The sequence below is a fragment of the Sphingomonas sp. P3_C5 genome, assembly GCF_056402635.1.
Window position 1 is genome coordinate 364,349 of sequence record NZ_JBFUHA010000001.1, and the last position, 24,940, is coordinate 389,288.

Here is a 24,940-nt window from a genome sequence, read left to right on the forward strand (position 1 = left end):
ACTAGTTCCGGCCGTTTTCAGCCTTCGTCCCCCATCAAACGATAGCCCACGCCAAGTTCGTTGACGATGATGCGCGGGCGCGCGGGATCGGCCTCCAGCTTGTGCCGTATGTTGCGGATGACGACGCGGAGATATTCGATGTGGCGCTCATAATCATTCGCCCAAACCGAGCTCAGCAAATGCTGGTGGGTGATCACCCGGCCGGGAAAGCGGGCCAGCTCGGCAACGATACCGAATTCCTTGGGCGTCAGGTGGATTTCCTCGCCGGACCGATCGATCCGGTGATTGAGCAGGTCGATCGTGACGCCGCCGGCGACGACAGAGGTTCGCCCCCCCGCGGCGGTGATCCGGTTGCGGATCGCGGCGCGGACCCGGGCGAGCAGTTCCTCGGTATCGAACGGCTTGGTGAGATAGTCGGTCGCGCCGAGATCGAGCGCGGTGACTTTCTCGTCAGTCGCATCGCGGGCGGAAACGATCAGGATCGCGGCGCGCGACTGTTTGCCGATGATGGGCACCAGCTCCATGCCGTCACGATCCGGCAGGCCGAGATCGAGCAGGATCGCCGCCGGGTCCGTGCCGGCGACTGCGGCCAGCGCCTCACGTGCACTGCCAGCTTCAGCCACGTCATAGCCCGCGCGTTCCAGCGTACCGCGCAACAGGCGGCGGATCTGGGGCTCGTCGTCGACGACCAATATGCTGGGTCGGTTGCTCATGAAATATCCTCGCCTGAGTCGCGGACGAGCAGGGCTTCCGGAAAAATCAGGCTGAAACAGGCGCCGCGTGGATTTTCGCGGTTCGCCGCAGTAACCGACAAGCCCATTGCCTCGGCAAAGCCTTTCACAATGGCGAGGCCAAGGCCGGTCCCGCCCTTGGCCCGGTCCGATCCCTCGAGCCGGCGGAAGGTCTCGAACACCTCGTGCTCACGACCTGCAGGCAGACCCGGGCCTTCATCGATGATCGACAGAGTCAGTGAATCGGGTAAGCGGCGCCCCTCAATCGTGATCGCGGTGCCGGGATCGCCATAGCGGCCGGCATTGTCGAGCAAGTTGATCAGGCAGTGATGGAAGAGCTGCGGATCGACCCGGACCAGCGGCAGACCCGGCGACACGTCCAGTTTGATCTCACGCCCTTCGAGCGTCAGCCGGGTATCATGAACGGCGGCGGCGATTGCATCGGTCAGGTCGGTCGCCTCCACGCCCAGCCTGAGCGCGCCGGCCTCAACCCGCGCCATGTCGAGCAGGTTGGCGACGAAGCGGTTGAGCCGCATCGCCTCGCTTTCGACTGCGTCGATCAGCGCCGGCGTCGGCTTACGCCGTAGCCCCGGCACCGCCGACAGGATCGAGGTGATTGGCGTGCGCAGATCATGGCTGACCGAGGAGAGCAATGCCGCGCGCAACCGATCGCGCTCGCGAAGCTCAGCCACGTCGCGCATCTGCCCTTCGAGTTGGAGCCGCTCGAGCACCAGCGACGCCTGGTCGATCAGGCTCATGAACAAGGGCAGCTTGTCCGAACGAAGCGGCTCGCCATTGTCGCGCGCCAGCCCGATCACGCCGAGCGTTCGGTTCGCGGTCCTGAGCGGGGTGAACAGCCAGTCGGACGAGGTCAGCGTGTCCGATCCGCGACCGGCCGATACGCCTGTCTCCAACGCCCAATTGGCGGCGGCAAGATCGATCGTGCCGAGCTGGTTTTCGGGCGGATAGGCGGCACGCACTGTGGGGCCGTTGGGGGACGTCATCAGCAGGGCCGTCCGCACGTCGAACAATCGCGCGACCTCGGCGCAGATCGCCTGCATCAGCTCCTCGTCATTGCCCGTCGCGGTCAATTGCCGCGAGAAGCCGGCGATCGCTGCATTCTGCCGCGCGCTCGACGCGGCGATATCGGCCTGGACCCGCGCCCGCGCGGCGAAATGGCTGGTGACGAGCGCGACCGTCAGCAACACCAGCAAGGTGACGACATTCTCGGGGTTGCTGATGCTGAGCGTATAGGTCGGCGGCAGAAAGAAGAAATTATAGGCGAGCGACGAGACAAGACCGGCCGTGATGCCCGGCCAGCGCCCGAACATGCTCGCGGCGACCAGCACCGGCACCAGATAGAGCAGGGCGACGTTGCCGACCTGGAGGATTTGCGACAGCGCAAGGCCGATGGCGGTGACGGCCGCGATCATCAGCATCGTCCAGCCATAGGCGCGCTCCAGGCGGAACGGCTTGCCGATCCGGGGAGGAGGCGCAGCGCCTTCCATCGGTAGCACATGCACCGCGACGCCGGGTGTCGCCCGCACCACGCGATCGACCACTGAACCATGGCGCAATTCGAACCAGCGCGACCGATTCGATTTGCCGATGACCAATTGAGTCGCCCGGGCATCGGTGACGACGCTGATCAGGCCCTGCAGCACGTTCGGCGCGGACAGCGACACGACCTGCGCGCCGAGCTGGCTTGCGAGATTCATCGTCGCGGCGAGGCGGCGATGTTCCTCCTGACCGAAATCGGCGTAGCGCGGCGTCTCGACATGAACGGCGGTCCAGGGCGCGCGGAGCGAATCCGCGATCCGCTTGGCGGCGCGGACCAGCACATCAGCGCCGGGCAATTCGCTGACCGCGACGACGATCCGCTCGCTCCCCGCCCAATTGCCCGCCAGCGCGTGGCCGCGGACATAATCGAGCATCTGTGCATCGACTGCCTGGGCGGCGCGACGGAGCGCCAGTTCGCGGAGCGCGGAGAGGTTCGATTTGGAGAAGAAATGATTGAGCGCCCGCGTCGCCTCATGCGGGATATAGACCTTGCCCTCCTTGAGCCGCTCGATCAGCTCATCCGGCGGGATATCCACCACCTCGATCTCAGCGGTTTCGAGCACCCGATCAGGCACCGTCTCGCGCACCCGGACCCGGGTGAAGGAGGCGACCACGTCGTTCAGGCTCTCGATATGCTGGACGTTGATCGTCGAGAAGACGTCGATCCCGGCGGCGAGCAGTTCCTCGACATCCTGATAACGCTTCGGGTGCCGGCTGCCAGGGGCGTTGGTGTGGGCGAGCTCGTCGACCAGAACGAGCTGGGGCCGGCGCTCGATCAGACCGTCAAGGTCCATCTCGGTGAGCGTACGGCCTTCATACTCGATCTCGCGGCGCGGCATGATCTGGAGCCCGCGCGTCATCGCTTCGGTTTCCGCGCGGCCATGGGTTTCGACCACGCCGACCACGACATCGACACCCGCACGGGCACGGCCGGCACCTTCGGAGAGCATCTCATAGGTCTTGCCGACGCCAGGCGCCGCACCGAGGAAGACCTTCAGACGGCCGCGGCCCTCCTGCGCGGCGGCGCGCAGAAGGGCCTCGGGATCGGGCCGCTGTTCCTCCTCGACGCTCACGGCGCCGGTGTAGCGCCGAGTCTGTCGAGCTGTCGATTAAGGAGAAAGAGATTCACATGCTCGTCGCCGAGGAAGGGCAGGAGCGGCCGGTCGATCGCCTTCTCGACAAGGGCGCGGACCCGCGCTTCGGGCACATGCCGTGCCTTGGCGACGCGGGGCACCTGAGCCAGCGCCGATGCCGGCGACAGGTCCGGATCGAGGCCCGAGCCCGAGGCCGTGACCAGATCCGCCGGCAGCGGCCCCGCGATGCCCTGAGCCCGCACCCTGGCGACATCGCCCTTTACACGATCGCTGAGCGCCTGGCTGGCCGGGCCGAGATTGGAGCCGGAAGATGCCAGCCCGTCATACCCCTTGCCCGCTCCGGACGGCCGCGAATTGAAATAGCGGTCGCTGGTGAACGGCTGGCCGATGACGGTCGAGCCGACGACCCTGTCGCCGTCGCGGACCAGGCTGCCATTGGCGGCCGAGGGGAAGACAGCCTGGCCGATTCCGGTGAGCGCCAGCGGATAGGCGAGGCCGAGCAGGAGCGCGAACAGGATCGTCATGACGATCGCGGGGCGCAGGGAGGTGGTGAAATCATTGCCCATGATGAAGTTCCTCAGGCGATGCCGAGGCCGCTGACGGCCAGGTCGATAAGCTTGATGCCGATGAACGGCGCGAGAAGGCCGCCGAGCCCGTAGATGGTCAGGTTGCGGCGCAGCAGCGGCCCCGCCCCGATCGGCCGGTATGTCACGCCCTTGAGCGCAAGCGGCACGAGGCACGGGATGATCAGCGCGTTGAAGATGATCGCGGACAGGATCGCAGATTGCGGCGTCGCCAGCCCCATGATGTTCAGCACCGCGAGCCCAGGATAGAGGATGATGAACATCGCCGGGATGATCGCGAAATATTTGGCGACATCGTTCGCGACCGAGAAAGTGGTAAGCGCGCCCCGCGTCATCAGCAGCTGTTTGCCGAGGCCTACGATCTCGATCAGTTTGGTCGGATCGCTATCGAGATCGACCATGTTGCCCGCCTCGCGCGCTGCCTGGGTGCCAGTGTTCATCGCCACACCGACATCGGACTGGGCAAGGGCCGGCGCGTCGTTGGTGCCGTCGCCGCACATTGCGACGAGCTTGCCGTCCTGTTGCTCCGAACGGATCAGCGCGAGCTTGTCCTCAGGCGTCGCCTGGGCGAGGAAATCGTCGACACCCGCTTCGGCCGCGATCGCCGCCGCGGTGAGCGGGTTGTCGCCGGTGATCATCACCGTGCGGATGCCCATGCGGCGGAGCTCGCCGAAGCGCTCCTTGATCCCGGCCTTGACGATATCCTTGAGATAGATTGCGCCGAGCAACCGTCCGTCCCTGGCAACGGCAAGCGGGGTACCGCCTGCCCGGCCAATCTCATCGGTGATGCGGCGGAGTTCGGTTGCGGCGGGGGCGCTGCCGGCATCCGGATTGGCCTTGAGCACTGAATCGACCGCGCCCTTCTGGATCAGCGACCCGCACATCTGGACGCCCGAGATACGGGTTTGCGCAGTAAACGGGATAATGGTCGCGTCGCTGGGCAGCGCCGTCGCCGCGACGTTGAAGCGCTCGCGGGCAAGCGTGACGATCGAGCGGCCTTCAGGCGTCTCATCGGCAAGGCTGGCCAGCAACGCAGCCTCGGCGAGTTCGCTGACCTGGACTCCGCCGACCGGGCGGAACTCAGTCGCCTGGCGGTCGCCGATCGTGATCGTGCCGGTCTTGTCGAGCAGCAGGGTATCGATATCGCCTGCTGCCTCGACCGCACGGCCCGATTTGGCGAGCACGTTGAAGCGCACCAGCCGATCCATCCCGGCAATGCCGATCGCTGACAGGAGCGCCGCGATCGTCGTCGGGATCAAGGTGATCAGCAGGGCGGCGAGCATCGCGACCGGCACGCTGCCGCCGGCATAGCTGGCAAAGCCGGGGATCGTACCGACCGCGATCAGGAAGATAATTGTGAGGCCGACAAGCAATATGGTCAGCGCGATTTCATTCGGCGTCTTTTGCCGCTCGGCGCCTTCGACCAGCGCGATCATGCGATCGAGAAAACCTTGTCCGGGATTGACGGTGACCCGGACCTTGATCTGGTCCGAGATCACCCGGGTGCCCGCGGTGACGGCGGAACGATCACCGCCCGCCTCGCGGATGACCGGCGCGCTTTCGCCGGTGATCGCCGCCTCGTTGACTGAGGCGACGCCCTCGATAACCTCACCATCGGACGGGATCAGATCGCCCGTCTCGACCAGCACGACATCGCCGACGCGGAGTGCGCTGGCCGCAATCGCCTCGATGCCGGAACCGGACACACGTTTGGCGGTGAGATCGGCCTTGGTGGCGCGGAGCGAAGCGGCCTGCGCCTTGCCCCTGCCCTCGGCCAAGGCTTCGGCAAAGGTGCCAAACAGCACGGTCAGCCACAGCCAGACGACGAGCTGTGCCTTGAAGGTGGTCGCCAGGCTGTCATGCCCGATGACGAGCAGGATGGTGAGCAGCAGCGCGACACAGGCGGTGGTGAACATCACCGGGTTGCGGACCAGCTGGCGCGGATCGAGCTTGATAAAGGCGTCGCGGATTGCGGGCGCGATCAGTTCCGCGGTGAACAACGACTTGGTTTCGGCGCGAGCCATGCCTCGGGCGCTCCTTAAGACAGATGGCCGCTGATCATCCGGAGATGATCGGCGATCGGGCCGAGCGCGAGGCTCGGCAGGAAGGTGAGACCGCCCATGATCAGCACGATGCCGACGAGCAGGCCGATCCAGAGCGGTCCGGTGGTCGGGAAGGAGCCAGCCGAGGGCGGGGTGTATTTCTTCGCCGCCAGGCCGCCGGCGATCGCCAGCATCGGCACGATGATGAAGAAGCGCCCGATCCACATCGCGACCGCCAGCATGCCGTCATAATAGGGCGTGGCGGCGGTGAGGCCGGCAAAGGCCGAGCCGTTGTTCCCGACCGCGCTGGTGAAGGCGTAGAGGATCTCCGAAAAGCCGTGCGGCCCCTTGTTGAGCGGGCCGGCCAGTCCCTCCTGCAGCACCGAGCTGATCGCGGTGAAGCCCAGGATGATCAGCGGCAGCACTGCGATGGCGAGCACGGCGAGCTTGACCTCGCGGGCTTCGATCTTCTTGCCGACATACTCAGGCGTCCGCCCGACCATCAGCCCGGCGACGAACACAGCTAGGATGGCGAAGAGCAGGAAGCCGTAAACGCCGGCGCCGACGCCGCCGACCACGACCTCCCCGAGCTGGATGTTGAACAGGGGCACGAGACCGCCCAGCGCGGTGAAGCTGTCGTGCATCGCATTGACCGCCCCGCATGAGGCATCGGTGGTGACGACTGCGAACAGCGACGAGGCTGCGGCACCGAAGCGGACCTCCTTGCCCTCCATGTTCGCGCCGGCGACGCCGAGCCGGTGGAGTATGGGATTGCCCGCTGCTTCCTGCGCATAGCAGACCAGGATGCCGGCAAGGACCATGATGACCATCGCGCTGAGGATCGCCCAGCCCTGCCGCGTGTCGCCGACCGCCTTGCCAAAGGTCCAGGTCAGGCCGAAGCCGATCAGGAAGATCGACAGCATCTGCACCATGTTGGTCAGCGCGCTCGGGTTCTCGAACGGGTGTGCGCTGTTGGCGTTGAAGAAGCCGCCGCCATTGGTGCCGAGCATCTTGATCGCTTCTTGGGAGGCGACCGGCCCGAGCGCGAGCGTCTGCTTGATACCCTCGAGTGTGGTCACATTGACTGAGCCGGCGAGTGTCTGCGGCACGCCGCTGGCGATCAGGAACAGCGCGTAGACGACACAGATCGGCAGCAGCAGATACAGCGTGATGCGGGTGCAATCAGCCCAGAAATTGCCGATCGTCGCTGACTGGCGCCGCGCGAAACCGCGGAAGAATGCGAAGGCGAGCGCAATGCCCGTCGCGGCCGACATGAAATTGTGGATCGTCAGCGCGAGCATCTGGCTGAGGTTCGACATGGTCGATTCGCCCGCATAGCTCTGCCAGTTGGTGTTGGTGGTGAAGCTCACCGCCGTGTTCATCGCGAGATGCGCGGGCACTGCGGGCAGGCTCAGCGGATTGAGCGGCAGATGCGCCTGCAGCCGCAGAAGAGTATAGGTGAAGATCAACAGCACGACGTTGAACATCAGCATGTGCACCGCGTAGCGCCGCCAGCTCTGCTCGGCGTTCGGATCGACCCCCGAGAGCCGGTAGAAGCCGCGTTCGACCGGGCCGAGCAGCCTATGGAGCGGGGTTCGCCGCCCCTCATAGAGCGCAAAGAGCCAGGTACCCATCGGCTTGGTGAGTGCGAGAAGAACGCCGATGAAGGTGGCGATCAACAGCCATCCCTGGAGTGTCATGACGATGCTCCCGTCAGAATTTTTCGGGCCGCAGCAGGACCGCGACGAGATAGAAGAGGAGGCCGATCGCGGTGATCGCGGCGAGCCAGAGGTCGAGTGTCATGCCCGCCCCTCACGCATTATCGCAGAGGCGGACATAAGCGAGCGTCGCCGCGAGCAGCCCGACCGCGACCAGCAGCCAGAGAAAATCCTGCATGATAGGTTCCCATCGGAAGCGCCGCGCGGCGATGAGCCGGGGCCGGACGCTCGCTATTAAGGCGCCGCGCCATACGCATTCGAGACCGGAAGCCGGGCAATTGCATATGTTTTGCGTAAGGATTCGGCGATTTGGCGCGTGCTCCATCGCGTGTCGCCCAAAGTGTCGTTAGAATTGAATCGGTCAGACGATCGCGACGGAAGGAAGACGATGCGCTACGATATCTCGGGAACTGTGATGCAGACGGTGTCGATCGATCTTACCCGCGGCGAAACGATCTATGCCCAGACCCATGCGATGGCGTGGATGAGCGACGGCATCACCATGGACACGCATACCGGCGGCGGGCTGTTCGCCGGGCTGACGCGGGCGATGAGCGGGGGCGGCCTGTTCATCACCGATTACAGCGCCGAGCAGGCCGGGCATGTCGCGTTCGCGCCGCGCTTTCCGGGGCAGATCGTGCCGGTGGAGCTCGCATCCGGTCAGTCGCTGATTTGCCGCAAGGAGACGTTTCTGTGCGCGGAGAAATCGGTCACCCTCGAAATCGCGATGCAGCAGCGGCTCGGCGCCGGGCTGTTCGCCGGCGAGGGCTTCATCCTGCAGCGCGTCACCGGGCCGGGCACTGTGTTTCTCGATCTGTCGGGCGAAGTCATCGAAAAGACGCTTGGTCCGGGCGAGCGCCTGCGTGTCCATGCCGGGCATATCGGCATGCAGGAGCCGAGCGTCAGCACTGACATCCACATGATCCGCGGTTTCAGGAATATCCTGTTCGGCGGCGAAGGCCTGTTCCTCGCGACGCTGACCGGACCCGGCAAGATCTGGCTTCAGTCGATGCCGATCCTGAACCTCGCTGAAGAGATCGCGCGGCATATGCCCTCGAGCGAGGACAGAAGCAGCAATGTCGGCTCAATGGTCGGCGGCGGCGCGGCGGGCGCCGTGCTGGGCGGACTGCTCGGCGGCATGCTCGGCAACGAGTAGCCGCCTTGGGAGCGGGCGAATGATCGCCCCGGGCAGACTCAGTGGCTGATGGTCTGGACGATCGCGTCGATCTCGACCGCGGCGCCGAGCGGCAATGCCGACACGCCGACGGCGCTGCGGGCGTGGCGACCGGCATCGCCGAACAGCGCGAACATCAGATCCGACGCGCCGTTCGCGACCTTGGGCTGGTCCGTGAAACCGGGTGCAGAATTGACGAAGACGCCGAGCTTCACGATCCGCTCGACCCGGTGCAGGCCGCCGAGCGCCGCCTTGATCTGTGCGACGAGCATCAGCGCGCAGCGTAGAGCTGCTTCCTGCCCGTAAGCGAGATTCGCATCTGCACCGAGACGGCCGGTCATGACCGCGCCGTCCTTGAAGGGCAGCTGACCCGACACGTGAAGCAGGCCCCCTGCTTCGACGGCCGGCAGATAGGATGCGACCGGTGCTGCGGGGGCGGGAAGGCTCAGGCCAAGCTCCGCAAGCTTGCTGTCAATGCGGTCAGCCATGAGGTACGCCCTTTCTTCCATTCGTGCCGGGCCCCGCCAAGAGGCACTGGTCTTCGTCACCAGATGCAGAAAAGCCGGCCCTTCGACAAGGTCACGCGCATTCTATTTCGCCGGCAGCCCGGCCGCGAAGCGCTCGGCGATCCAGCGTTCAGCCTCGCGCCAGTCATCGATCCGCGCATGGGCGGCGGGCGCCGGCGGTACGCTGGGGGCCATCGCGGGCTCGGAGACCATGTGCAGCCGGTGGACCTGTGGCGCGTGGCGCGCGACCGAATCGTGATGCACGGCGAGATCGTCGACGAACACAGTGACGGGATCACCATGCTCGGCGACGAGCCGCGATACCGGATCGCCTTTGCCGCCCTGGTTGGTTTCGACCCGGTGATCGATGCCGAACCGCGCGAGCTGCTCGATCCGCGCCTGGCGCACATGGTCGCCGAGATTGGTGAGGATGACGATATCGGCGGTCTCGGCGAGGTTCGCCAGCGCCTCGCGGGCATGCGGCACCAGGGTCTGGCGCTCCATTTCTGCGGGGAAGAACTGATCGAGCATGCCCCACATCTCTTCGCGGCTCGGCGCGGGCGTGCCGTCACGGCGCTTCATGCTTGCAGCGAAATCGCCGCCATCGGGAGAGAAGTCGATATCATGCGTCTCGCCCAGCCAGACGCCGAAATGGCGCACCATATGGAGCAGAACCTCATCGCAATCGCAGATCAGCAGGGGTTTCATTCGGACTCCAGGGTGTGCCGCGCGGCGACCAGGGCTTCGGGCTTCACCTCCAGATCGGCGGCGCAGGCGATGAGATCGGGCTCATAGGCTTCGAGAAAGCCGAGCGCGGCGGACAGGACGACCGGATCAGCCGCACGCGCACGGAGGTCAGCCGGGGTCAGCCCGGTGACATCGAGCAGCCGGCTCGCGCGGCCCGGCTCGGCCAGCGTCCATGTCAGCGCTTTGAGGGCAAGCGCCCCGGCATCCTGATTTGTTTCTCGCGCGCGCATTGCCTATCAACGGACCTGGACCGAAGGGATTGGGTGCGCGTGGCAAAGAAGGTGCTCGTTGTCGAGGATAACGAACTCAACCTCAAACTTTTCTGCGATCTGCTCCGGGCGCATGAATATGCGGCGGAGGGGGTGCGCGATGGCCGCGAGGCAGTCGAGCGCGCTCGCGAGTTCATGCCCGACCTGATCGTGATGGATATCCAGCTGCCACATGTGAGCGGGTTCGAACTGATCGAGCAGCTCAAGGCCGATCCCACGCTCCAGGCGATACCAATCATGGCGGTGACAGCCTATGCCGGACGTGAGGATGAAGAGCGGATCCGCGCGGCGGGCGCCGACGCCTATGTCTCCAAGCCGATCGCGCTGACGCGGTTCGTCGATGCGGTGGCCGGGTTGCTGTAAACACGGAAAGAGCCGCGAGGCTTGCGCCTGCGGCTCCGGATCCCGGCCTACGCCGGGATGACCGATCGGCGACTCACGCCGCCCGCTCGGTCACTTGATCTTGGTTTCCTTGAACTCGACATGCTTGCGCACGACGGGATCATACTTCTTGAAGCTGAGCTTCTCGGTCTTGGTCCGGGGATTCTTCTTGGTGACGTAGAAGAAACCGGTATCGGCCGAGCTGAGAAGCTTGATCTTGACGGTGGTCGGCTTTGCCATGACCTGAAATCCTGTTTGCTGGAAAAGCAAAAGCGGCGAACATGCCGCCGCTCTCAAGCGCCGCCCGATGGCGGAAGCGACCCCATATGTCAAGCGCGATGGCTGTTTAGGCTGCGTTAACCTTGGCGGGCGCACCTTCTGTCAGAGGTGGGGGAACGGACATGGCACAGGCAGATGTGGTAATCGGGTCGATCCAATCGGAGCTGGCAGCACGAGTCGGCGTGATCAGCGCATTTTCGGCGCGGCGGCACAGCGAGATCGCGATCGAAATCGGCGCGATTCGGCAGATCGCCCATCGCCATGGCCTCCATCCCGCAGTTGCGGTTAGCCGGGCGCTCGAATCGGCGCTGGCGCAGGGTGAGCGGGGGGCGCTGATCCAGGGCTGGCTCTCGATCCTCCGCGACGCGATCGGCTGTGATCGCCATGATCGCGCAGCGTGCGAGACCTTTGTCGCCGCAGGTTCAGTCCGCTTCTCGGCCTGACGGCTGCATGGACGCGCTGATGGCGGCCTTCGTCGCGGCGATTCTCGCCCAGGCGACCGACCGCACCCCGTGGCTGGCCGCGATCCTTTCGACCCGATTCGCAAAACCCGGGGCGGTGATCGCGGGTACGGCGATCTCCCTGGCCGTCATCAACGCGATCGGCGCGATCGGGGGCGCCATCATCGGCCCACGAATCACCCCCAATGCGCAGAACCTGTTGCTGGCGCTCGCGCTTGTCTCGGCCGGCGGATCGGCACTGGTTGCGATCAAGGCGCCGGATCGGCTTTCCGGCTGGCGGATCGGTGCCTTCATGACCAGCCTGTTGGGCGTCGCGATTCTCGGGCTCGGCGATCGTACCCAGTTCATCACGGCGACACTGGCCGCGCGCAGCCCGACACCGGCGCTCGCTGCGGTCGGCGCGACGCTTGGCGCTCTGGTCGTCAATGTGCCCGCGATCCTCGCCGGGGAGAATGCCCGCAAGGCATTGCCGCTCACACCGGTTCGGATCGCGATCGGCGCGGTGTTCGTCATCACCGGCGCGGTGATCGGCTTGTCGGCGCTTCGCCTGATCTAGCGCGTCGATCGCACTGATCGGCATTAATCGGCAACGCCGCGGGAGCTTCCGGCCTATGGATTCGTTGTCGCAACGAACCCCATCAAGGAAGTCTGACCAATGGCCGAAACCGCCGCCGCGCTGAAAACACCGACTGACCTCAAGACCAATGCCGCGAAGACGGTTGCGCAGGCGCTGAACGGGCTGCTCGCCGATAGCTTCGCGCTCTATATCAAGACGAAGAATTTCCACTGGCACGTCTCGGGCCCGCATTTCCGCGATTATCATCTGATGCTCGACGAGCAGGCGGCCGAGATTTTCGCCGTGACCGACGATATCGCCGAGCGCGTCCGCAAGACCGGCAACACGACCTTGCGTTCGATCGGTGACATTGCGCGGCATCAGTCGATCAGGGACAATGACAGCGATTTCGTCGCGGCCGCGGATATGCTGAGCGAGCTGCGCGACGACAATCTCAAGCTGGTCGAGGCGCTGCGCGACGCCAAGGACATTGCCGATACCGCCAGGGACAATGCCACCAGCGCGATGATCGACGACTGGACCGATCAGGCCGAACGCCGCGCCTGGTTCCTCTTCGAGGCGAGCCGCCAGTCCTGAGCGCCGGAACAAGCTGGCCCGGCATTTCGTTTTACGCCCATGACTATTGGAGAATGACCATGATTCGCTGGGCAATCACTTTTCTCGTCGTCGGGCTGGTACTCGCACTGCTCGGCTTTGGCGGCATTGGCGGCGCCTTTATCGGTATCGCCAAATTGCTGTTCTTCGTCGCGATCGCGTTGTTCGTGATCTTCCTCGTGCTCGGCCTGATGGCCGGCAAGGGCATCAGTAACGCGGCCCGCTGACGGGCTTCAACGCGAGCTGGACCCTGGTCGAGGTCGCTTTTGGGCCAAGCATGACCAGCCACAGATCGGGCGGCGCGCCGTAACGTAACGGCACGCCGCTCGTTCCCAGTCCGCCAGTGACGATCGTCGTCCGCGTGCCGTCCTGGACGATGCCACAGGTATAGCGGCTCGTCGAAACCGGGCGCACCACCACACCGATGAACGGCAGCACGGCCTGACCACAATGGGTGTGGCCGGCGAGGAACAGGCCGATGCCGGACGGCAGATGCGGCGCGACATCGGGCGAATGCGAAAGCGCGATGCGTGCGCCGGGCAATTGCCTCAGCGCCACCCCCGTCGCGAACGGATCGGCATGGCCGCTGAACGCATCGCCTATTCCGGCGATGGCGAGTGGGCCTCTCTCGATTGCCTGATTGTGAAGCACCGTGATGTGAGCGCGCGTCAGCGCAGCTTCGATCGCCGTCGGGCTTGTCCATTCGTCATGATTGCCGAACGTCGCCACCACACCCAGCGGCGCGCGAAGCCCGGAAAGGGGCGCGACCAGTTGCTGGGCATAGTCACGCGCCGCGACGGGATCATGCCCATAAACGAAATCCCCCGCGATCATGACGATATCGGGCTTGAGCGCGTTGATCTGCGCAACGATTCGCGACAGGCGGGCACCATCCATCGAAGCATTGCCGATATGGATATCGCTGATCAGCGCAACGCGGATCGGTGCCGCGCCGCGCGGCCAATCCGGCAAGGTGATCCGCGTCTTGCGGACGATCGGGTCCGCCCGGGCATTGTGGAGGCCCCACATCCACAGGACGGCGGCGATAGCGCCGAGCACGAGCAGGACCTTGAGCAATCGGCGCATCGGCGAAGCATAGCCGCGGCGCTGCCGAACGCCAGCAGGATCGCTCTGGCGGAACCGCGGCGCCGCGGCCATGTTGAGGGACGATGCGGGACTTTGCTGACCTACTCGATCGGCTGATCTACACGCGCTCGCGCAATGCGAAGCTGAAGCTGATTGCCGACTATCTGACAGCCACGCCCGACCCCGATCGCGGCTGGGCGATGGCCGCGCTCACCGGCAATCTCGATCTGCCCGCCGTCAAACCGGCGATGATCCGCGCGCTGATCGAAGAGCGGGTCGATCCGGTGCTGTTCCATATGAGCCGCGACTATGTCGGCGACAGCGCGGAGACAGTGGCCTTGCTGTGGCCGACACCGAGGACGCCGCCGGAGGAAGCCGACCCGCTGACCGTCGCGCAGGTGGTCGATCGGCTCGCCACCCTTTCACGCTCCGACGCGCCGGCTGCGCTGGCGGGGATGCTCGACCGGCTCGACGCTGACGAGCGATTCGCGTTGCTCAAGATGGCGACGGGAGCGCTGCGCATCGGCGTGTCGGCGCGGCTGGCCAAGACAGCTCTGGCGCAAGCCTTCGCGCTCGATGTCGAGGCGGTGGAGGAAGTGTGGCATGGCATCGCGCCGCCTTATGCGAGCCTGTTCGCCTGGGCAGAGGGGCGCGGGAGCCAGCCGACCGCCGCCGACGTGCCGGTGTTCCGGCCCTTCATGCTGGCGCATCCGCTCGAGGATCTGCGCGTCAGCCTCGACGACTATGCGGCGGAGTGGAAATGGGACGGGATCCGCGTCCAGCTCGTCCATGTCGGTGGCGAGACCCGGCTCTACAGCCGTGCCGGCGACGATATCACCGGCAGTTTCCCCGAAGTTGCGCGCGCCTTCTCCACGCCTGGTGTGCTCGATGGTGAGCTGATGGTGAAGGGCGAATTCCAGGGCGGCGCGCTCGAGGAAGGCGGAGGAGCCGCGAGCTTCAATGCGCTTCAGCAACGGCTTGGGCGCAAGATCGTCTCCGCGAAGATGCTCGCGGACTATCCGGCTTTCGTCCGGCTGTATGACGTCCTGTTCGATGGACCTGAGGATCTGCGCGAGCTCCCCTGGTCGGCACGGCGGCCGCGGCTCGAGGCATTCGCCACGCGGCTCGATGCCGAGCGCTTCGATGTCAGCCAGGTGATCGACGCGGCCGACTTCACTCAGCTCGAGGGCATCCGCGCCGGCGCGCGTGACGCGGCGATCGAAGGCGTGATGCTCAAGCGCCGCGATTCGCCCTATGTGACGGGACGCCGCGTCGGACTCTGGTATAAATGGAAGCGCGATCCGCTGACCGCTGACTGTGTGATGATGTATGCGCAACGCGGCAATGGACGGCGTTCGTCCTTTTATTCCGACTATACGTTCGGATGCTGGACTGAGGATGGCGAGCTACTGCCGGTCGGCAAGGCTTATTCGGGGATCACTGACGAGGAGCTGAAATTCCTCGACCGCTTCGTCCGCGGGAGCACGCTCAACCGGTTCGGCCCGGTGCGGGAGGTCGAGAAGACTTTGGTGCTCGAGATCGCGTTCGATTCGATCCATGCCTCGAAGCGCCACAAATCGGGCGTCGCGATGCGCTTCCCCCGAATCGCCCGGATCCGCACCGACAAACCTGCGGCTGAGGCCGATACGATTGCTGGATTGAAGCGGCTCATCACCTGATGTTGGATAATTTCGGTAGACTGTATAGGCACGCGCTTCCCTAGCTTGTTTCGGTACCGTAACGAGCTGACCTTGCGTCGCTGAAAGCCACCCGCCATGGCCATTGCGATGCCCGTTTTCACCCTGGCTGCCCTGCTCATGATCGCCTCGGGATCGATCCACGCGATCGTCAATGCGATCGTGAAGGGCGGGCGCGACAAGGCCGCCGGGCGCGCGGTGACCGACGGCACCAGCGCCATCATCCTGCTGCCCTTCACGCTGCTGGTGCCGCTGCCGCATGGCGCGTGGGTCTGGCTGGTGGCGAGCGCCGTCATCCATGGTTTCTATCTCTATGCGCTGATCCGCGCCTATCGGATCGCCGACCTCTCCGCCGCCTATCCGGTGCTGCGCGGCACAGCGCCGCTGATTACGGCTCTGGTGACCCTTGGGTTCCTGCGCGAAAGTGCAACGACCAGCCAGATTGCCGGGATCGCGCTGATCGGGGCTGCCATGTTCGTGATGATCGCCGGCCGCCATATCGGCCGGGCAGCGCTTGGCTGGTCGCTGGCGACAGGCATGTGCATCGCCGCCTATACCGTGGTCGACGCGATCGGGGTGCGCGCCGCACCGAGCGCCAATGCCTATATCGTCTGGCTGTTCGTGACGATGGGCGCAGTCGTGGTGCTTATGTTCGGCGCTCTCTCGCGCGGCGCGATGTTTGTGGCGGCGCGGGCGCAGTGGCGACCGGGCGTGATTGCCGGCATGCTCTCGATCCTGACCTATGGGATGGCGCTGACCGCCTTTTCACTCGGGCCGACAGCGCCGCTCGCAGCGTTGCGCGAAACGGGCATGGTGACGGCGCTCATCATCTCGATCCTGTTCCTGAAGGAACGCGCGACGGTGGGGCGGATAGCGGGCGTGTTCGGTATATTGGCCGGGGCGGCCCTGATTCTGGCCGGTTGACCTCACTTCGATCCTGAACGACGCTTGCGCCATGGCCAGAAAACCGCGTCGCCAGGTCGTTAACTTCACCGGCTCTCCCGCGATCAAGATCGGCGCGCCCTCACCCCGCGCCGATATCTATTATTGGGTGATGGAGATGAGCTGGCCGGCCTTTGCCGCGCTGACCTCGGGGATCTTCATCGCGATCAACCTGATGTTCGGGCTGATCTACGCAGCCCTGCCGGGCACGGTCGCCAACGCCGAGCCGGGGTCGGTCATCGATGGCTTCTTCTTCTCGGTCGATACGCTGGGCACGGTCGGATATGGCGTGATGGCGCCGGCGAACCGGTTCGGCCACAGCATCGCCTCGATCGAGATCCTGACCGGGCTGTTCTTTTCAGCGACGATCACCGGGCTGATCTTCGCGCGCTTCGCCCGGCCGCGGCAGAGCCTTGAATTCAGCAACGTTGCGGTGATCGGCCGCTATGCGGGCAAAAAGGCGTTGATGGTGCGGGTCGGCTCCACCCGGTCCCACCCGCTTGCCGATGCCGCGGCGCAGATGTCCTATCTGCACCGGGTGCATATGCCTGACGGCCGCACCTTCAGCAGTCTGACGACGCTGCCGCTGATCCGCAACGTGAACCCGTTGCTCGGCCTCTCCTGGACCCTGGTGCATCTGATAGAAGACGACAGCCCGGTGCTCGAGGCGCTGGCGGGGCCAGACCCATTCCTTCTGACAGTGACGATCGGCGGCCTTGACACCTTACTCGCCAGCCCCTCGCAGGGCGGAGCGCGCTACACGCGGGAGAATATTCTGATCGATCACGAATTCGTCGACGTGATCTCTTCCGAGAATGGCATGATCCGGTTCGACATGACACTGCTCCACGACGTGGTGCCGATCGAGACCTGACGCTATTTCGTCCAGCTGGCGAGCCAGTCGGCGAGCGCTTGGGGGCTCATGCTGCGGGCGTCGGCGAGCGCGGTAATGTGGCCGGCATTGACCAAGCGATCAGTGCGCGGATCGACGATCAGCACCGCCGGCACGCCCTCGAGTCGGTCCTTGATGCCATAATGCGCTGGAATATCGAGATTCTTGTCGAACCGACCGACATTGACGACGGCGACCTCATATTTGGCGGCTACGAACTTGCGGAGCTCGGGCAGGTCCATCGTGCCGGCAAGCAGCCGGCAATCGAGGCACCAGTTTCCGCCGAGATCGATCAGCAGCAGCTTGTGGCGCGCCCTGGCACGGGCCTTGGCGGCGGCGACGACTGCGCTCGCATTCGCCTGTTCATCATAGGGAAGCGGGAGGGGCTTTGCGAGCTGCTCGAAGCTCGCGATCGGAATGTGCGGGGCGTCTGCGGCAGCGACCGGCGCGGTCAGCGCGAGGGACAGCAGGGCGAGGGACAGAAGCGGGGGGAATGCAATGCGCATGAGCGGTACTCCTAAATCATACTAACATAGTATGGATTAACCACGCGAGCATGTCAGCAAAGAAAAACCCGGCGTGCCGTAAAGCACACCGGGTTTTCGATTTCCCATCACTGAGGCCGAAGCCTTACGCGATCGAGGTGAGGTTCACCGCTGCATATTTGCCGCGCCGATCGACCTCGAGCTCGAACTCGAGCCGGTCGCCCTCGTTGAGGCTGGTCATCCCGCCGCGCTCGACGGCCGAGATATGGACAAAGGCATCGGGCTGGCCATCATCGCGCTGAATGAAGCCGAAGCCCTTCATCGCGTTGAAGAACTTGACCGTGCCGGTCGCCTTCTCGCCAGTCAGCTGACGCTGCGGGCCGGCACCACCGGCGCCACCAGCACCACCGCGCGGACCGCCCGGACCCGCATCACGATCACGCGGCGGGCCGCGGTCAGTGACGGGGAGAGGCTCGCCCTCGATCTTGAGATCGGTCGCCGAGATGCGGCCACCACGATCGACCAGGGTGAAGCCGAGCGGCTGACCCTCGGCCAGACCGGTCAGGCCTGCCTGCTCGACCGCTGAGATGTGCACGAACACATCCTCGCCGCCATCATCGCGAACGACGAAGCCGAAGCCCTTCTGGCCGTTGAAGAATTTTACGACGCCAGTGCCTTCGCCGACGACCTGGGGCGGCATGCCGCGACCGCCGCCGCCACCGGCACCACCGCCGAAGCCGCCACCGCCGCCGCTGCGGAAGCCACCACCGCCGCCGCCACCGCCGAAGCGATCACCGCCACCGCCGCCGCCGCCGAATCGGTCGCCACCGCCACCGAAGCGATCACCACCGCCACCAAAGCGGTCACCACCGCCAAAGCCGCTGTCGAATCCGCCTTCACCGCCGAAACCGTCACGCTTGTCGCGCCCGCGCCCGCCGCGATCCCCGCGGCGTCCTTTATCGAAACTCATGCCCTGTTCGTCTTCCCGGCTCGTCCAAATCGCCATATCAACACCCCCGCGCTGGACGAAAAGCGCGGGTGTTCGAACGCCAAACCAATCGCGTCACCGAGTCGGTGTAGCGTAAATCCTTTCGGGCTGCGAATAAATTCGTCGGAAATGCGGCAGGATCGGTCGAACCTTTGCCACTGTTGCAGAAACATCATGTCTTGCGCCGCCCCGAGCCAGACGGCAGACGCACTCCATGTCGATCCTAGCACTCCTTTCCGACCCCGCCGCCTGGGCGGCCCTCGCCACGCTGATCGTGATGGAGGTGGTGCTTGGCATCGACAATCTCATCTTCATCTCGATCCTCTCGAACAAGCTGCCCGAGCACCAGCGCGTCAAGGTGCGGCGCGTCGGCATTGGCCTGGCGCTGATCCTGAGGCTCGCCCTGCTGTCGACGATCGCGCTGATCGCACGCATGGTCGTGCCGGTGTTCGATCTTGGCCTGATGGGCGGCCTAGATGCGCATGGCGAGCCAAGCTTCGAGACCGCTTTTTCGATTCGCGACCTGATCCTGATCGCAGGCGGTGTCTTCCTGTTGTGGAAAGCGACCACTGAAATCCATCACAGCATGGACCCCGAAGAATCCGGCGCCGCGCTCGACAAGCACGGCCGCGCGGTGATGAGCTTCGGCGCTGCCATCGTGCAGATCCTGTTGCTCGACATGGTCTTTTCGATCGATTCGATCCTGACCGCGATCGGCATGACCGACGATCTGCCGGTGATGTTCGTCGCCGTCATCGTCGCGGTTGGGGTGATGCTGTTCGCAGCGACCCCGCTTGCCGATTTCATCGCGCGCAACCCGACCGTGGTGATGCTCGCGCTCGGCTTTCTGCTGATGATCGGCGTGGTGTTGATCGCCGACGGCTTCGGCGTTCATGTCCCGAAGGGCTATATCTATACAGCCATGGCCTTTTCCGGCGGGATCGAAACGCTCAACATTCTTGCGCGCAAGGCCCGCGAACGGAAGAAACTGGCCGATAGCGGGCATTGAGCCGGGCGGCGTTCGCGTATAGGCGAAACCGATGACTGTATATCTGCACGAAGAAGACATTCCCGCCGACCTGTTCGCAGCAGGCGCCGATATCGCCGTCGATACCGAGACGATGGGGCTGATCACGCCGCGCGACCGGTTATGCGTCGTGCAGCTTTCGGATGGCGGTCCCGACGAGCATCTCGTCCGCTTCTCGGCCGGCAGCGACTATGCCGCGCCGAACCTGCGCGCGCTGCTCGGCGATCCGACGCGCGTGAAGCTTTATCATTTCGCCCGCTTCGACCTTGCCGCGATCAAGCACTATCTGAAGGTCGATGCGGCACCGGTCTATTGCACCAAGATCGCCTCGCGGCTGGTGCGCACCTATACCGACAGGCACGGCCTGAAGGAGCTTGTCCGCGAGCTGCTTGGCCAGGAAATCTCCAAGGCGCAGCAATCCTCCGACTGGGGCAGCCCGATCCTCTCCGACGCGCAGAAGGATTATGCCGCATCTGACGTGCGCTATCTCCACCGCATGCGCGAGGAGCTCGACCGCCGACTCGAGCGCGAGGGCCGTGCGGGACTCGCAAAGGCCTGTTTCGAGTTCCTGCCTTCGCGCGCCGATCTCGATCTCGCCGGCTGGCCCGAGATAGACATTTTTGCGCATATCTGACGCCATGATGATCCCGCGCCGATCAGACGAGAATGCCCGTGTCTGAAGCGGCCGTCAGCGTCCGCTCAGCGCGGCAGATCTGGGCGGCGCCGGGCAGCAGCCATGACCGCGTTATCGGCGTGCTGCGGCTTGTGCTGCCGGTCCTGATCGGCGTGCTCGCCGCGTTCTTGGTGATGATGCCGCTTGCCGGCTCGGGCGATGTCAGCTTCCTGCTCGACAAGAACAAGGTCGAGGTCGCCAAGGAGCGGTTGCGGATTCAGTCAGCGACCTATCGCGGTGAGGACGGCAAGGGCCAGCCCTTCCGGATCAATGCCGGTTCGGCGGTGCAGAGGAGCTCGGCCTCGCCGATCGTCCAGCTCAACCAGCTCGCAGCCGAGATCGGGCTTGGCGACGGGCCGGCGAAAATCGTCGCTGACCATGGCCGTTACAATATCGACACCCAGCAGGTGATGCTTGACGGCCCGCTGCGCTTCAATGCGACGGGCGGCTATCAGCTCGACACCAATGACGCGACTGTCGACCTGAAGACGCGGAAGATGCGCAGCGGCGGGGCTGTGACCGGCACCGTGCCGCAGGGCAGCTTCAGCGCCGCACGCCTGAGCGCCGATCTCGAGCGCCATGTCGTGACGCTCGATGGCAACGCGCGCTTGCGGATCGTGCCGCGAAAGACGAGATAGGCCGCCATGGCTCATCCGACCCGCATGATCGCGCTCGCCGCTTTTTGTCTCGCCAGCGGCGCGAGCGCGCAGAACCGGCACGATTCGGGCGCACCGATCAATTTCGGCGCTGACCATATCGAGCTGCAGGACAAGGCGAATCGCGCGATCCTGACCGGCAATGTCTCCGTCCGCCAGGCCGAGATGACGCTCAACTCGGCACGGATGACGGTCGCCTATACGGGCCAGGTGATTGACGGCAGTCCGCAGGTCTCGCGGCTCGACGCGGCCGGCAGCGTGACGGTGACCCGGCCCGACCAGACCGCGCGCAGCCAGTTCGCGGTCTATGACCTCAACAGGCGAGTCATCACCATGCTGGGCGGGGTCACGCTGATCCAGGGCGGCAATACGGTGAATGGCGGGCGACTCACGATCAATCTCGATACCGGCCGCGCCGTGATCGACGGCTCGGCGGTCGGCGGCGGCGCACCAGGCACTACGACGAGCAGCGGCGGCCGTGTGACCGGCACCTTCTCGGTCCCGAAGCGGAACCAGGGGCAATAGCCGACTGATTCGCGTGAGCGCATGGCTGCGTTTCGAGATCGATTGCCGAATGGCCGCAAGCCTCCGAATCGTCGCCTTTTTTGCGGTTCTCGCCGCGTCCCGCTTTCCTTGTCGCGCGGTCTGCTGCATGAGCCTGTTCGCATTGCATGCACAAAGCCTGCCAACCGCGACAAACTAAGCTTTCGCTAACCCAATGATGCGAGCACGGGACACGTAATGGCCGATGTGACCACCCTCGAAGCACCGATGCCGGAAAGCCCGCCAATCGCCGAAGCACCGGTGATGAAGGGCCTGTCAGTCGTCTCGATCGCCAAATCCTATGACAAACGGGTCGTGCTCTCGGATGTCTCGGTGTCGGTCGGGCGCGGCGAGGTGATCGGGCTGCTCGGGCCGAACGGCGCCGGCAAGACCACCTGCTTCTACTCAGTGATGGGGCTGGTGAAGCCCGATTCGGGGCGGATCCTGCTCGACGGCGACGATATCACCGGGCTGCCGATGTATCGCCGCGCGATCCTCGGGCTCGGCTATCTGCCGCAGGAGACCTCGATCTTTCGCGGCCTCACGGTCGAGAAGAACATCCTGACCGTGCTCGAACTGGCCGAGCCGGACCCCGCGGCGCGCGCGACCCGGCTGGAGACGTTGCTCGAGGAGTTCGGCCTGACCCGGCTGCGCGACTCACCGGCCATGGCCCTGTCGGGCGGCGAGCGCCGCCGCGCCGAGATTGCCCGGGCGCTTGCCGCCGACCCGTCGATCATGCTGCTCGACGAACCTTTCGCCGGCATCGATCCGCTCTCGATCGCCGATATCCGCGACCTGATCTGCGAGCTGAAGAAGCGCGGCATCGGCGTGCTGATCACGGATCATAATGTCCGCGAGACGCTCGAAATCGTCGACCGTGCCTATATCATCTATGACGGCCGGGTGCTGTTCACCGGCTCGCCCGCCGAGCTTGTTGCCGATGCCAATGTCCGGCGGCTTTATCTGGGCGAGGGCTTCTCGCTCTGAGCCAATGAGCCTCGCCCCGCGCCTCGATCTGCGGCAGTCGCAATCCCTGGTGATGACGCCGCAGTTGCAGCAGGCGATCCGCCTGCTCGCGCTGTCGAACCTCGAGGTCGAGGGCTTCATCGCCGAGGAGATCGAGAAGAACCCGCTGCTCGAATCGGGTGCGCCCGAAGATGACGGCCCGACGCTGGAACGGGAACCGGTTCCGGAGCCCCGTACTGAACCGGCCAGCGCCGACGAGCTGCTGATGGGCGGAGACAGCAGTGGCGAGGCCTCGCTCGACGTCGATTTTGCCGTGGAAAGCTTCCACCATGACAGCGTCGCCGATGGCGGCGGCGGGATGGACGGAACGCTCGGCATGAACGGGGCGAGCGGCGGCATGGGCGAGGACGGGCCCGATCTCGACGCCTTCGCCGATACAGGGCTGAGCCTTGCCGATCATCTGCTTGCCCAGGCCGGGCCGGTGGTGGACGGCGCCGACGCCTTTATCGCAGCGCATCTGATCGATCAGATCGACGAGACCGGCTATCTGACGGTGCCTTTGCTCGAGATTGCCAACCGGCTCGGCGTTCCGCTCGCCCGGGTCGAGCATGTGCTGGCGATCATCCAGACTTTCGACCCGACCGGCGTCGGCGCGCGGTCGCTCTCCGAATGCCTCGCGCTCCAGGCGAAGGAAGCAGACCGTTACGACCCCTGCATGGCGCGGCTAATCGACAATCTCGATCTGGTGGCGCGCGGCGATCTCGCTCGGCTGAAGCGGATCTGCGATGTCGACGATGAGGACCTTGCCGACATGATCCGCGAGCTGCGCGGTTATGATCCCAAGCCCGGCTGCCGCTATGGTGGCGAGGCGATGCAGGCAGTGGTGCCCGACATCTTCGTCGCGCAGCGCAAGGGCGGCTGGGCGATCGAGATCAACGCAGCGACCCTGCCCCGGCTGCTGGTCAATCGCGGCTATTATGTCGAGCTTTCGGGCGGGCATCAGGACAAGGCGTCAAAGGCGTGGCTGTCCGAATGCCTCGCCAGCGCCAACTGGCTGGTCAAGGCACTCGACCAGCGCCAGCGCACCATCGTCAAGGTCGCCACCGAGATCGTCAAACAGCAGGAGGCGTTCTTCGTCCACGGCGTTTCGCACCTGAAGCCGATGACGCTCCGCCAGGTCGCCGATGCGATCGAGATGCACGAATCGACCGTGAGCCGGGTGACGAGCAACAAATATCTGAGCTGCGCGCGGGGGCTCTATGAGCTCAAATATTTCTTCACAAGCGCGATCCAGTCCTCGGATGGCGGCGACGCCGTGTCCGCCCAGGCCGTGAAGAGCGCGATAAAGGCGCTGATCGCCCTGGAGGAACCAAAGGCGATCCTCAGCGACGACACGCTGGTCGAGCTGCTCAACGCCAAGGGTTTCGATATCGCGCGGCGGACGGTGGCGAAATATCGCGAGGCGCTGGGCATCGGCAGTTCGGTGCAGCGGCGGCGGCAAAAAGCGCTTGAGGGGGCCGGATGAGGCGTTTGCGCCTGCTGGTCATTCTCTGCGCGATCGGCGCAGTTGGCGCGCCGGCCGTGGCCAGGGAAGAAATCACCCCGGAGCTGGCAGCCTATCAGGACATGACACTCGCTCGGGTCAGGCCCGGCGCCAAGGCGGTCTTCTACCATGATATCGAGGTCGATGGGTGCCCGGCGCCGACTGCGCGATGCCGGCGGCGCGCCTATATCGTCGCCGGCGATCTGGTCCTGATCGGCCCGACCAAGGGCAGCCTGGTCAAGGCGGCTTATAATGAACGCGGGGGCCGGCCGACCGAAGGCTGGATCCTTCGCAACCTGGTTGAGCCGGTTCCCGTCCCGCATCCCGCCCGCTCGGCATGGCTCGGAAGCTGGACCTATGACGAAGCCAGTATCGATATCACCGCCGGCGCCCGCCCCGGCCGCATCAAGGCGAGTGGCGTTGCGACATGGGGTACGCACGACCCGGAACGCGTGAAGATCGGCGGCATCAATATGGGCGATTTCGACGATGAGGCGACCATCAAGGGAGATCGGATCCTGTTCGGCGGACCCGGCGAATATGAATGCCGCGTGTCGATGCGGCTGATCAGCCCCTATCTCGTCGTGGCCGACAATGGCAGTTGCGGCGGCCTGAACGTGACGTTTTCCGGTTTTTACCGGCGCTAGAGCGGGCTGTGTTTCGACGGAAACACAGCCCGCTCTAGATTCTTTGTGGTCGCGTGCTTGTTTGCGAATAGCCGGATT

Annotated in this window: 29 protein-coding genes; 16 read left to right on the plus strand and 13 right to left on the minus strand. The window is 64.9% G+C overall.

What is annotated here, in order from left to right:
- Nucleotides 1–17 precede the first annotated feature (17 nt).
- The 6 genes from AC1DVS_RS01615 to kdpF are packed head-to-tail and all read right to left on the minus strand — an operon-like array spanning nt 18 to nt 7,814.
- Complete coding sequence (locus tag AC1DVS_RS01615; RefSeq protein ID WP_478019665.1) at nt 18–713, minus strand: response regulator; 696 nt, start codon at nt 711–713, stop codon at nt 18–20.
- Nucleotides 710–3,364 carry a DUF4118 domain-containing protein gene (locus tag AC1DVS_RS01620; protein WP_478019667.1) on the minus strand — a complete coding sequence of 885 codons (2,655 nt, stop codon included), beginning with the start codon at nt 3,362–3,364 and terminating at the stop codon, nt 710–712. Before AC1DVS_RS01620 ends, AC1DVS_RS01615 begins: the two co-directional genes overlap by 4 nt.
- On the minus strand, nt 3,361–3,951 hold the full coding sequence (gene kdpC / locus AC1DVS_RS01625) for a potassium-transporting ATPase subunit KdpC (RefSeq protein ID WP_478019669.1): 591 nt from the start codon (nt 3,949–3,951) through the stop codon (nt 3,361–3,363). Before kdpC ends, AC1DVS_RS01620 begins: the two co-directional genes overlap by 4 nt.
- Nucleotides 3,952–3,962: 11 nt before the next feature.
- Complete coding sequence (kdpB, locus tag AC1DVS_RS01630; RefSeq protein WP_478019671.1) at nt 3,963–5,993, minus strand: potassium-transporting ATPase subunit KdpB; 2,031 nt, start codon at nt 5,991–5,993, stop codon at nt 3,963–3,965.
- A gap of 14 nt (nt 5,994–6,007) precedes the next feature.
- Entirely contained in the window at nt 6,008–7,711 is a 1,704-nt protein-coding gene (kdpA, locus tag AC1DVS_RS01635) for a potassium-transporting ATPase subunit KdpA (protein WP_478019673.1), read from the minus strand.
- Nucleotides 7,712–7,724: 13 nt separating this feature from the next.
- Entirely contained in the window at nt 7,725–7,814 is a 90-nt protein-coding gene (gene kdpF / locus AC1DVS_RS01640) for a K(+)-transporting ATPase subunit F (protein WP_343892962.1), read from the minus strand.
- A gap of 303 nt (nt 7,815–8,117) precedes the next feature.
- On the opposite strand from kdpF, the gene AC1DVS_RS01645 reads away from it, so the two are divergent.
- The gene (locus AC1DVS_RS01645) at nt 8,118–8,885 is read left to right on the plus strand and encodes a TIGR00266 family protein (protein ID WP_478019675.1); all 768 of its coding nucleotides are present in this window, start codon (nt 8,118–8,120) and stop codon (nt 8,883–8,885) included.
- 38 nt (nt 8,886–8,923) lie between these two features.
- Here the strand turns inward: AC1DVS_RS01645 and AC1DVS_RS01650 are convergent, their stop codons facing one another.
- The 3 genes from AC1DVS_RS01650 to AC1DVS_RS01660 all read right to left on the minus strand — a co-directional run bounded on the left by AC1DVS_RS01650 (nt 8,924) and on the right by AC1DVS_RS01660 (nt 10,386).
- A complete protein-coding gene (locus tag AC1DVS_RS01650) occupies nt 8,924–9,391 on the minus strand; it encodes a RidA family protein (RefSeq protein WP_478019677.1) in 468 nt (155 codons plus the stop codon).
- A gap of 102 nt (nt 9,392–9,493) precedes the next feature.
- The gene (locus AC1DVS_RS01655; RefSeq protein ID WP_478019678.1) at nt 9,494–10,117 is read right to left on the minus strand and encodes an HAD family hydrolase; all 624 of its coding nucleotides are present in this window, start codon (nt 10,115–10,117) and stop codon (nt 9,494–9,496) included.
- Nucleotides 10,114–10,386 carry a DUF3572 family protein gene (locus AC1DVS_RS01660; RefSeq protein ID WP_478019680.1) on the minus strand — a complete coding sequence of 91 codons (273 nt, stop codon included), beginning with the start codon at nt 10,384–10,386 and terminating at the stop codon, nt 10,114–10,116. Before AC1DVS_RS01660 ends, AC1DVS_RS01655 begins: the two co-directional genes overlap by 4 nt.
- A gap of 39 nt (nt 10,387–10,425) precedes the next feature.
- Between AC1DVS_RS01660 and AC1DVS_RS01665 the strand changes: the two genes are divergently transcribed.
- Nucleotides 10,426–10,788, plus strand: coding sequence for a response regulator (locus tag AC1DVS_RS01665; RefSeq protein ID WP_478019682.1), 363 nt, complete (start codon nt 10,426–10,428; stop codon nt 10,786–10,788).
- A gap of 90 nt (nt 10,789–10,878) precedes the next feature.
- Here AC1DVS_RS01665 and rpmG read toward each other — a convergent pair whose 3' ends face one another.
- On the minus strand, nt 10,879–11,046 hold the full coding sequence (gene rpmG / locus AC1DVS_RS01670) for a 50S ribosomal protein L33 (RefSeq protein ID WP_034157855.1): 168 nt from the start codon (nt 11,044–11,046) through the stop codon (nt 10,879–10,881).
- Nucleotides 11,047–11,207: 161 nt separating this feature from the next.
- Here rpmG and AC1DVS_RS01675 point away from each other — a divergent pair, with 161 nt between their 5' ends.
- From AC1DVS_RS01675 to AC1DVS_RS01690, 4 genes are all read left to right on the plus strand, one after another.
- The gene (locus AC1DVS_RS01675; protein WP_478019684.1) at nt 11,208–11,528 is read left to right on the plus strand and encodes a hypothetical protein; all 321 of its coding nucleotides are present in this window, start codon (nt 11,208–11,210) and stop codon (nt 11,526–11,528) included.
- 19 nt (nt 11,529–11,547) lie between these two features.
- Complete coding sequence (locus AC1DVS_RS01680) at nt 11,548–12,102, plus strand: TMEM165/GDT1 family protein (protein ID WP_478019686.1); 555 nt, start codon at nt 11,548–11,550, stop codon at nt 12,100–12,102.
- Between the two features lie 99 nt (nt 12,103–12,201).
- Complete coding sequence (locus tag AC1DVS_RS01685; RefSeq protein ID WP_478019688.1) at nt 12,202–12,699, plus strand: Dps family protein; 498 nt, start codon at nt 12,202–12,204, stop codon at nt 12,697–12,699.
- 59 nt (nt 12,700–12,758) lie between these two features.
- The gene (locus AC1DVS_RS01690; protein WP_478019690.1) at nt 12,759–12,944 is read left to right on the plus strand and encodes a DUF1328 family protein; all 186 of its coding nucleotides are present in this window, start codon (nt 12,759–12,761) and stop codon (nt 12,942–12,944) included.
- Here the strand turns inward: AC1DVS_RS01690 and AC1DVS_RS01695 are convergent.
- On the minus strand, nt 12,925–13,875 hold the full coding sequence (locus AC1DVS_RS01695; protein ID WP_478019692.1) for a metallophosphoesterase: 951 nt from the start codon (nt 13,873–13,875) through the stop codon (nt 12,925–12,927). The genes AC1DVS_RS01690 and AC1DVS_RS01695 overlap by 20 nt on opposite strands.
- 11 nt (nt 13,876–13,886) lie before the next feature.
- On the opposite strand from AC1DVS_RS01695, the gene AC1DVS_RS01700 reads away from it, so the two are divergent.
- The 3 genes from AC1DVS_RS01700 (at nt 13,887) to AC1DVS_RS01710 (ending at nt 17,316) form a co-directional block, all read left to right on the plus strand.
- Nucleotides 13,887–15,482 carry a cisplatin damage response ATP-dependent DNA ligase gene (locus AC1DVS_RS01700; protein WP_478019694.1) on the plus strand — a complete coding sequence of 532 codons (1,596 nt, stop codon included), beginning with the start codon at nt 13,887–13,889 and terminating at the stop codon, nt 15,480–15,482.
- A gap of 108 nt (nt 15,483–15,590) precedes the next feature.
- On the plus strand, nt 15,591–16,424 hold the full coding sequence (locus AC1DVS_RS01705; protein ID WP_478019696.1) for an EamA family transporter: 834 nt from the start codon (nt 15,591–15,593) through the stop codon (nt 16,422–16,424).
- A gap of 31 nt (nt 16,425–16,455) precedes the next feature.
- Complete coding sequence (locus AC1DVS_RS01710; RefSeq protein ID WP_478019698.1) at nt 16,456–17,316, plus strand: ion channel; 861 nt, start codon at nt 16,456–16,458, stop codon at nt 17,314–17,316.
- Between the two features lie 2 nt (nt 17,317–17,318).
- Here AC1DVS_RS01710 and AC1DVS_RS01715 read toward each other — a convergent pair whose 3' ends face one another.
- Both AC1DVS_RS01715 and AC1DVS_RS01720 read right to left on the minus strand, forming a co-directional pair.
- On the minus strand, nt 17,319–17,840 hold the full coding sequence (locus AC1DVS_RS01715) for a thioredoxin family protein (RefSeq protein WP_478019700.1): 522 nt from the start codon (nt 17,838–17,840) through the stop codon (nt 17,319–17,321).
- Between the two features lie 124 nt (nt 17,841–17,964).
- Nucleotides 17,965–18,789 carry a cold-shock protein gene (locus AC1DVS_RS01720; protein ID WP_478019702.1) on the minus strand — a complete coding sequence of 275 codons (825 nt, stop codon included), beginning with the start codon at nt 18,787–18,789 and terminating at the stop codon, nt 17,965–17,967.
- A gap of 232 nt (nt 18,790–19,021) precedes the next feature.
- Between AC1DVS_RS01720 and AC1DVS_RS01725 the strand changes: the two genes are divergently transcribed.
- From AC1DVS_RS01725 to AC1DVS_RS01755, 7 genes are all read left to right on the plus strand, one after another.
- Nucleotides 19,022–19,816, plus strand: coding sequence for a TerC family protein (locus AC1DVS_RS01725; RefSeq protein WP_478019704.1), 795 nt, complete (start codon nt 19,022–19,024; stop codon nt 19,814–19,816).
- Nucleotides 19,817–19,847: 31 nt separating this feature from the next.
- Nucleotides 19,848–20,468: a ribonuclease D gene (locus tag AC1DVS_RS01730; protein WP_478019706.1), complete on the plus strand. Its 621-nt coding sequence runs from the start codon at nt 19,848–19,850 to the stop codon at nt 20,466–20,468.
- A gap of 32 nt (nt 20,469–20,500) precedes the next feature.
- Nucleotides 20,501–21,145, plus strand: a complete 645-nt coding sequence (gene lptC / locus AC1DVS_RS01735) for an LPS export ABC transporter periplasmic protein LptC (protein WP_478019707.1) — start codon at nt 20,501–20,503, stop codon at nt 21,143–21,145.
- A 6-nt stretch (nt 21,146–21,151) separates the two neighbouring features.
- Nucleotides 21,152–21,688, plus strand: a complete 537-nt coding sequence (locus AC1DVS_RS01740; protein WP_478019709.1) for an LptA/OstA family protein — start codon at nt 21,152–21,154, stop codon at nt 21,686–21,688.
- Between the two features lie 216 nt (nt 21,689–21,904).
- Nucleotides 21,905–22,693, plus strand: a complete 789-nt coding sequence (lptB, locus tag AC1DVS_RS01745) for an LPS export ABC transporter ATP-binding protein (protein WP_478019711.1) — start codon at nt 21,905–21,907, stop codon at nt 22,691–22,693.
- A gap of 4 nt (nt 22,694–22,697) precedes the next feature.
- Nucleotides 22,698–24,197 carry an RNA polymerase factor sigma-54 gene (rpoN, locus tag AC1DVS_RS01750; protein WP_478019713.1) on the plus strand — a complete coding sequence of 500 codons (1,500 nt, stop codon included), beginning with the start codon at nt 22,698–22,700 and terminating at the stop codon, nt 24,195–24,197.
- Entirely contained in the window at nt 24,194–24,862 is a 669-nt protein-coding gene (locus AC1DVS_RS01755) for a hypothetical protein (protein WP_478019715.1), read from the plus strand. The genes rpoN and AC1DVS_RS01755 overlap by 4 nt, the downstream gene beginning before the upstream one ends.
- Nucleotides 24,863–24,940 lie beyond the last annotated feature (78 nt).

Excerpts from the sequence above, each read along its gene's own strand:
- AC1DVS_RS01615 (WP_478019665.1), bottom strand. The coding sequence starts at position 713 with ATGAGCAACCGACCCAGCATATTGGTCGTCGACGACGAGCCCCAGATC.
- kdpC (WP_478019669.1), bottom strand. The coding sequence starts at position 3,951 with ATGGGCAATGATTTCACCACCTCCCTGCGCCCCGCGATCGTCATGACG.
- kdpB (WP_478019671.1), bottom strand. The coding sequence starts at position 5,993 with ATGGCTCGCGCCGAAACCAAGTCGTTGTTCACCGCGGAACTGATCGCG.
- kdpA (WP_478019673.1), bottom strand. The coding sequence starts at position 7,711 with ATGACACTCCAGGGATGGCTGTTGATCGCCACCTTCATCGGCGTTCTT.
- kdpF (WP_343892962.1), bottom strand. The coding sequence starts at position 7,814 with ATGACACTCGACCTCTGGCTCGCCGCGATCACCGCGATCGGCCTCCTC.
- AC1DVS_RS01645 (WP_478019675.1), top strand. The coding sequence starts at position 8,118 with ATGCGCTACGATATCTCGGGAACTGTGATGCAGACGGTGTCGATCGAT.
- AC1DVS_RS01650 (WP_478019677.1), bottom strand. The coding sequence starts at position 9,391 with ATGGCTGACCGCATTGACAGCAAGCTTGCGGAGCTTGGCCTGAGCCTT.
- AC1DVS_RS01655 (WP_478019678.1), bottom strand. The coding sequence starts at position 10,117 with ATGAAACCCCTGCTGATCTGCGATTGCGATGAGGTTCTGCTCCATATG.
- AC1DVS_RS01660 (WP_478019680.1), bottom strand. The coding sequence starts at position 10,386 with ATGCGCGCGCGAGAAACAAATCAGGATGCCGGGGCGCTTGCCCTCAAA.
- rpmG (WP_034157855.1), bottom strand. The coding sequence starts at position 11,046 with ATGGCAAAGCCGACCACCGTCAAGATCAAGCTTCTCAGCTCGGCCGAT.
- AC1DVS_RS01675 (WP_478019684.1), top strand. The coding sequence starts at position 11,208 with ATGGCACAGGCAGATGTGGTAATCGGGTCGATCCAATCGGAGCTGGCA.
- AC1DVS_RS01680 (WP_478019686.1), top strand. The coding sequence starts at position 11,548 with ATGGCGGCCTTCGTCGCGGCGATTCTCGCCCAGGCGACCGACCGCACC.
- AC1DVS_RS01685 (WP_478019688.1), top strand. The coding sequence starts at position 12,202 with ATGGCCGAAACCGCCGCCGCGCTGAAAACACCGACTGACCTCAAGACC.
- AC1DVS_RS01690 (WP_478019690.1), top strand. The coding sequence starts at position 12,759 with ATGATTCGCTGGGCAATCACTTTTCTCGTCGTCGGGCTGGTACTCGCA.
- AC1DVS_RS01695 (WP_478019692.1), bottom strand. The coding sequence starts at position 13,875 with ATGGCCGCGGCGCCGCGGTTCCGCCAGAGCGATCCTGCTGGCGTTCGG.
- AC1DVS_RS01700 (WP_478019694.1), top strand. The coding sequence starts at position 13,887 with ATGCGGGACTTTGCTGACCTACTCGATCGGCTGATCTACACGCGCTCG.
- AC1DVS_RS01705 (WP_478019696.1), top strand. The coding sequence starts at position 15,591 with ATGCCCGTTTTCACCCTGGCTGCCCTGCTCATGATCGCCTCGGGATCG.
- AC1DVS_RS01710 (WP_478019698.1), top strand. The coding sequence starts at position 16,456 with ATGGCCAGAAAACCGCGTCGCCAGGTCGTTAACTTCACCGGCTCTCCC.
- AC1DVS_RS01715 (WP_478019700.1), bottom strand. The coding sequence starts at position 17,840 with ATGCGCATTGCATTCCCCCCGCTTCTGTCCCTCGCCCTGCTGTCCCTC.
- AC1DVS_RS01720 (WP_478019702.1), bottom strand. The coding sequence starts at position 18,789 with ATGAGTTTCGATAAAGGACGCCGCGGGGATCGCGGCGGGCGCGGGCGC.
- AC1DVS_RS01725 (WP_478019704.1), top strand. The coding sequence starts at position 19,022 with ATGTCGATCCTAGCACTCCTTTCCGACCCCGCCGCCTGGGCGGCCCTC.
- AC1DVS_RS01730 (WP_478019706.1), top strand. The coding sequence starts at position 19,848 with ATGACTGTATATCTGCACGAAGAAGACATTCCCGCCGACCTGTTCGCA.
- lptC (WP_478019707.1), top strand. The coding sequence starts at position 20,501 with ATGCCCGTGTCTGAAGCGGCCGTCAGCGTCCGCTCAGCGCGGCAGATC.
- AC1DVS_RS01740 (WP_478019709.1), top strand. The coding sequence starts at position 21,152 with ATGGCTCATCCGACCCGCATGATCGCGCTCGCCGCTTTTTGTCTCGCC.
- lptB (WP_478019711.1), top strand. The coding sequence starts at position 21,905 with ATGGCCGATGTGACCACCCTCGAAGCACCGATGCCGGAAAGCCCGCCA.
- rpoN (WP_478019713.1), top strand. The coding sequence starts at position 22,698 with ATGAGCCTCGCCCCGCGCCTCGATCTGCGGCAGTCGCAATCCCTGGTG.
- AC1DVS_RS01755 (WP_478019715.1), top strand. The coding sequence starts at position 24,194 with ATGAGGCGTTTGCGCCTGCTGGTCATTCTCTGCGCGATCGGCGCAGTT.